7 protein-coding genes are annotated in these 5,763 nt (G+C 70.8%); 3 read left to right on the forward strand and 4 right to left on the reverse strand.

Annotated features, from left to right (window positions below):
* Nucleotides 1-293: 293 nt before the first annotated feature.
* Entirely contained in the window at nucleotides 294-602 is a 309-nt protein-coding gene (locus ACZ7KX_RS42430; protein ID WP_470331302.1) for a hypothetical protein, read from the reverse strand.
* A 566-nt stretch (nucleotides 603-1,168) separates the two neighbouring features.
* Between ACZ7KX_RS42430 and ACZ7KX_RS42435 the strand changes: the two genes are divergently transcribed.
* A complete protein-coding gene (locus ACZ7KX_RS42435) occupies nucleotides 1,169-1,594 on the forward strand; it encodes a DUF2690 domain-containing protein (protein WP_470331303.1) in 426 nt (141 codons plus the stop codon).
* Nucleotides 1,595-1,961: 367 nt separating this feature from the next.
* On the opposite strand, the gene ACZ7KX_RS42440 is transcribed toward ACZ7KX_RS42435, so the two are convergent.
* Nucleotides 1,962-2,372 carry a hypothetical protein gene (locus ACZ7KX_RS42440; RefSeq protein ID WP_470331304.1) on the reverse strand — a complete coding sequence of 137 codons (411 nt, stop codon included), beginning with the start codon at nucleotides 2,370-2,372 and terminating at the stop codon, nucleotides 1,962-1,964.
* Between the two features lie 340 nt (nucleotides 2,373-2,712).
* Here ACZ7KX_RS42440 and ACZ7KX_RS42445 point away from each other — a divergent pair, with 340 nt between their 5' ends.
* The gene (locus ACZ7KX_RS42445) at nucleotides 2,713-2,916 is read left to right on the forward strand and encodes a cold-shock protein (protein WP_209415952.1); all 204 of its coding nucleotides are present in this window, start codon (nucleotides 2,713-2,715) and stop codon (nucleotides 2,914-2,916) included.
* Between the two features lie 271 nt (nucleotides 2,917-3,187).
* Here the strand turns inward: ACZ7KX_RS42445 and ACZ7KX_RS42450 are convergent, their stop codons facing one another.
* Nucleotides 3,188-3,388 (reverse strand): universal stress protein, encoded by a 201-nt coding sequence (locus ACZ7KX_RS42450; protein ID WP_470331305.1) that lies wholly within the window; start codon nucleotides 3,386-3,388, stop codon nucleotides 3,188-3,190.
* 706 nt (nucleotides 3,389-4,094) lie between these two features.
* Nucleotides 4,095-4,685 (reverse strand): hypothetical protein, encoded by a 591-nt coding sequence (locus tag ACZ7KX_RS42455; RefSeq protein WP_470331306.1) that lies wholly within the window; start codon nucleotides 4,683-4,685, stop codon nucleotides 4,095-4,097.
* A 464-nt stretch (nucleotides 4,686-5,149) separates the two neighbouring features.
* Between ACZ7KX_RS42455 and ACZ7KX_RS42460 the strand changes: the two genes are divergently transcribed.
* Nucleotides 5,150-5,527, forward strand: coding sequence for a nuclear transport factor 2 family protein (locus ACZ7KX_RS42460; protein WP_470331307.1), 378 nt, complete (start codon nucleotides 5,150-5,152; stop codon nucleotides 5,525-5,527).
* Nucleotides 5,528-5,763 lie beyond the last annotated feature (236 nt).

The raw sequence follows: 5,763 nt of genomic DNA on the forward strand, positions 1-5,763 counted from the left end.
TACTACCGCCTCCTGCTCGGAACCGGCCCACTCGACCCGGACGACACCGCCGCCCGCATCGACTACCTCCTCAACGGCCTCAAACAACGCTGACCACGGGAACAGGCAGGCGCGCAGCGAATCCTGCACCAACAGCGGCCCCCCAGCCGGCCACCCGCCGAGGACCGCCTTCCACCCCCGAGCAGCACCGACACACCCCGCCGTTTGATGAGGACCCGAAGATTGGTCGTCCGGGCGGGTACGGGCCCGACGAGACGGTCGGACGGGGCGGGGCAATGGGCGACGCTCGCCCGTTATGCCGCGCCCTCGGCGGGGTTGTCGAGGTGCTGGAGGAGGCTGCGGGCCTGGACGCGGTCCTTGCCGGACAGCGTCGCCCGATACCCGTCCGCCCAGACCGCGTGCGAGGCCTGCCGCTCGGCCTCCTCCGGCCGCCCGGACTCGGCGAGCTGCTCCTCGCCCAGCCCCGCCTTGGCGGCTTCCAGGTCGCCGCCCCAGGACCCCAGACCGGCCATGAAGGCCCGCTGCTCGGCCTGCACCGTCACCAGCGCCCGCTGCGCCTGCACCAGGTGATCGGGGTACTCGGACGTCGTCTGCTTGCCCACGACCGGAATCGTACGGGCGACCGTGTCCCGTACCGGGCTGCGCCCGCTGCCGGTTGGACGGGCCGGTGATCGAAGTCGATCCGGTTCGGCAGCGGCCTCTGACCGTGGCGCTCTGGTACCGCAGGCGAAGTGCGTCGTCTCGGGGCCCCATGCCAGACGTCCGTCACTGCGCCCGGTCTGCACCTTGTTTCCCGGGAGGGTATGGGCTGTGTTTCCGGTGTCCGTGTGCCGGGTGTTCCGCGGCCGGGGCTCCAGGGCTCCCGGCGGCCGCGCGAGACGGGGCTGTCATCTCGGCCGCCTGGCCTAGCCGCCGTTCGAGCCCGATCCGGAGCGCAGCGCCAGCACGGTCATGGGTGATGGCTTCTCAGATTCGGATGTGGGACGGCCTTGACCGCCCTGTTCACAGCGGTGAGACAGCCGTGGGACGCCCGGTGCTGCTGGAGACGGGCGGGGGGTCCGTGCGGAACAGGACAGACTCGTTCCGGCAGGAGCCGCCCCGTGTCGACGCCGGTGGTCGGCGCCTCCGGATCCGAGAGAACTCTGCCTACCTTCCAAGGAGTGCGCCGATGAGCAGCCTTCGTCGCCGGATGGCGACCGTCTTTGCCGCCACCACCATGGTAGTCGCCGGGGGACTGACCCTCGCCCCGGCTGCGTCCGCCGCCTCCTCCACCTGCTACGCCAGCAGCTGTACGGGCCTGGACCCGGCCAAGACGAACTGTCAGTACGACGCCTACACCGCGCGCTACGCCACGGTCGCGGGCCGCGGCATCGAGCTGCGGTACAGCCCGTCCTGCCGGGCTGTCTGGGCGCGGGCGCTGGCGGGCATCTTCGGTGACAAGCTCGACGTCCAGAACTCGGCCGGCACCTACCGCTCGGCGATGGTCTCGACGGCGGACACCTGGACCACGATGGTGAACGACCGCGACCTCACCGCGCACGCCTGCCTGTGGGTCCAGAACGGCTCGGAGAGCAACTGCACCATCGACTACTGATGGTCGGCGTCCTGCCGGGCGGAGTCCACCACCCGGCAGGACGGACCGCCCGGTCCGCCTGAGCACCGGCCGGGTGACGCCGAGCGGGGCCGCGCGCTCTGATGTCGGGGCCGGGCCGGTGCTGGGATGCGGAGCCGCGCTGGCGGTGGGTGCAGATCCGTCTCGGCGGTCGGTGGCGGCCGGGGCGGGGTGGAGCGCTGGCGCCGACCCCGATCGAGTCGACCACGGGCACCGCTGCGCCTTCCCCCGTGCCGCACGCGGCCTGCCCCCGCGCTGTCGCTGCCTCGTGTCCTCGCGGTCGTACGTTTCCAGCTCGGCCCATGCGGTGGGGCAGTGCCTGACACTTTGCCAGGCGCTGCCACTTCGGTCATGGCTGGCCTGCGACATGGGGCGGACTCCCCGGCCACACTTCGAACGCCTGCGAGAAACCCGCCGGCGGTCCGGCGCGGAAACGGGCGCGGATCAGCGCATCGACCTTGGCCACAGCATCGGCGCGACCGCTGAGCTCCACTTTCACCGGGGTGGCGCCGGAGTCCGCGAGGGGGACCGGCCGGGCGGGGGGTTCCTCGAACGGCGCCGACGTGTCCACCTGCCAGCGGGTGCGGACCACCTGATCGGCAGGCGAGACGTAGTCCCCCGCCGTGCCGGGACCAGGGACGACGATCAGCCTGAACGACTGCCCCACCGTGTCGGCGACCACGTTCGCTACGGCTGGCTCACCGGAGATGGTCATGTGCACCATGGCGCTCGGTTCCCGCGAGCCGCTGGCACCGCTCATTGCTCTCCTCCGAGGTCGGCCCCTCTCCCAGGGTCTGCCAGTGCGAGGCCTCCTGCATCCGTTCAGCAGAGAAGTCCTGCGCGTGTTCGCGGGGGCCGGCCGTACACCGACCGAAGCGCGTACGGGTGGCACGGTCACGCCGTTTCGTGTCCGGTTCGGCTCCCTGGCTGCGGGCCTCCCTGCGGTGTAACGTTTTGATCAAGCAGTCGTGGTTCCGAAGTTCTCGCCCGCGGTGACATGCCGTGGGCGTACTTGTTGCTCAAGGCTTCTCCGGACCAAGGCGATCACCTCCAGGCCCCGCACCAGCGGGACCCGATCGGTTCCCACGAAGGAGAAGCGCATGGCTACCGGCACTGTGAAGTGGTTCAACGCCGAGAAGGGCTTCGGCTTCATCGAGCAGGATGGTGGCGGCCCCGACGTGTTCGCCCACTTCTCGAACATCGACGCCCAGGGCTTCCGTGAACTCCAGGAAGGCCAGAAGGTGACCTTCGACGTCGTGCAGGGTCAGAAGGGCCCGCAGGCAGAGCACATCCGCCCCGCCTGACCCCCGGCACACGATCGGGCGCCCCGCACGTACCCGTGTGGGGCGCCCTTGCGTCTCCGCCAGCACACCCGTCGATACGCCAAGCTCGCTCCGAGAAGTGCGCGGGCCAGGTCGTGCTGTCGCTGCCCGCTCCGCAAGGGTGGCGCTGGTCGTCACCGACTGCACCCGCGTGCCGACGGCCGGATGCACACGGCGCCGGCCCGGGCGACGGCGGGGGGCATGGATCTCATCGCACTGCTGGAGCTGGACAGAGCGGCGAACGTACGGCTCCTCACGGCCGGGGGAGTGTCAGCCAAGCTTTGCTACCGCCCCGGGAGAGCAGTCGCCTCTGCCTGTCTCCGGGCTCGCCGCGTACGACGACCACTGGGCAATGCGCATGGTGGACACAGTGCTGACTCACCGAGCCGAGGAGGGCTTCGTGAAGACGCCGTATCCGCGGTTGCGACCAGCAGCTGTGCGCCGTCGGAGGCATTGAGTAGGTCCTGTCACAGATGGTCGGATCGGCCCCGGGTCGCCGACGGGGCCGGTCCGTTGGTCGGGGGGCACTGGCAGCGTGGGATTGCGTCGTCCCTGCGGGGCAAAGGGGGATCAGCCCTTCGGGGGTGGTGGGTGATGGTTCGCCGGGGGCGCACTACCTGAGGCGCCTGTGCGGTGCGCGCCGCGGGCAATGGGATGCGGCACGCACCGCGGCTTTCGATCCTGCCAGGGCTCCGAGGCGGCTCATCCCGTGGGGGCCTGGCCTCTCGCGGCCGGGCCGGTGGCCCGGCGCTGCTCCGGGCTTGTGCATCGTGTCTGGCTGCGCGCGGTTCGCCTGGACGTCCCGTCCGGAGGGATCCGGGCGAGGATTCGGCAGGCCGCTGGACTGCTGTGAGGACGTGACACCCGAGCAGCGGTTCGCTCCGTGGGTGCGTCCTCCGGGCAGGCAGCGGCGTCGGGTCAGGCGGCCGCCGAGCCCAGCGCGCCGGGCGGCGGCGTGCCAGTCACCGTGGTGGTCACGCCGGGCGCCGGCTAAGTGCATCGTGTGCGGTTCCAGCAGCCCGTTGTCCGAGCGCACGGCGGAGAGGTACTCCTTGCCGCGCATCGCGAACACGGCCGGCCCGGCTTTGCCGACGTCCGGGTAGGTCGCGGTGTTCACCCGTGCTCCGACGAGCCCCGCCCCCGTGGGTCCGCTCGCGGTCTCACCGACCACTGCCCGCGCGGTAGGCCGTCACGGCGGCCGGCAGGACGGCTTCGACCCCGACCACAGGCGCCTGCTCGATCAACTTGTCCACCGTCAGCAGCACATCACCCAGCCGGACGAACGCCCTCTCGGTGACCCACGGCTGCGCGTCGTCCGAGGCAGTGACGGTGATCCGCAGCACCAGGCTCTCGTCCGCAGGCACACCTGGATCCTTCGTCGACACGGTGTTGTGCGTCGCGGGGCCGCCGAGTGGAAGCACGTCGGAGTAGGAGGCGCAGCGCTGCGCCGTGCCGCGGATGGCCGTCATGACGGCGGCAGCCTGGCCGGGGCCGTACCGGTCGAGCGTCTCCTCGCCGTACCAGCCGTCGGCGAGGCCGTTGGCGCCGGTGGGGGGCCGCTCCAGGCCGGCCGAGACCTCCTCCGAGGGCTGGGTGTGGGTGGCCAGGAAGCTGTCCGTCACCAGGTCCGAGCACGGCATCGACATGAGCGGGGCACGAGGAGCCGAGGAGCCGGAGACGCCGGGCAGCAGCTCGAAGCTGGGCGGGAGCTGAGCGGACGTCAGCAGACCGGTGGCCAGTCGCGGTGCCACGGGCCCTGTGGAGGCTGGAGCCCCAGCCCGGTCGCCCGTCGGTACAGCCCGCCAGCCCCACCCACACGGCCACCCCCGTAGCCAGCGCCGCAGCACGCACACGCACCGGACAACCCCCTCCGCAGCCCCAAGATCGCGCGCATCGTCTCATGCACCTGTGCGGCCCCGAACCGGAGGCGGGTCCTCCAGCAGGAGCGGCCCGGAGCTGCCCGTCCGGTCGCGCCGGGGCCTCAGGAGCGCGCCCGCTTTCTTGGGGGCCCACAGGCGTGATCACAGCCGCCGGCCGACCCCCGCGCGTGCGGGGCGGACAACCGGGAGGCGCTGCGCCGCAGCTGAGAGCGCGGATGACCCCTGCGGGCGCGGGGGAGGACGAGGTCCGGGAGTTGTCCAGTGCTGTGACCGGGAAGGTTCGCCGTGATCGGAAGACGGCTAGTAGGACGAGCGCACGCTGGTATTACTGGGACATGCAGGAAGAGACGGCACGCTCCGCGATCGACACGTTCATCTCCGCGTTCAACGCCTCGGACGACAGCTATGTGACTGCCCTGCTCCCGCAGGCCCTGACCTCAGACGTGGTGTTCTGGGGGCCGTTGGGTCGCAGCGAGGGAATCGGGGCGGTCGAGCGGTTCGTGCTGGACATCCGACGCCACCCGGCGGGGACCGGCACGATGGTGCGCTGCTCGGCGGTGGACATGCCTGGCGAATGGGCCCGTTACCAGTGGGTCTTCACCACGCCTGATGGAGGCCCCCGCCTGGCGGGAACGGATGTCGTCCATCTGCGACGGAGCCTCATCGACCAGATCATCGTCTTCGCGGGGGAGATCGAGCCGTTCGCCTCCTGAGTCGTCCTTCTGTCGCTGTCCTTCTCCTGAACTTGCCCCGTCCGCGTTCGGGGGCTGCTGTTCGTGGTTGGTCAGGCCGCGGTACTGAGTGGACGTTAAGTCCCGTTTCTCTTGTTTCGTGATCGCTCGTACGTGTGAACATTGGCCGTACTGGCGTGCTGGCCGGGGTTCGGGTGATGTTCTGCGGCTCATGGACAGACGGGCGTATCCGAGCGACTTATCGGATGAGCAGTGGG

The organism is Kitasatospora sp. NPDC038210 (genome assembly GCF_055600605.1).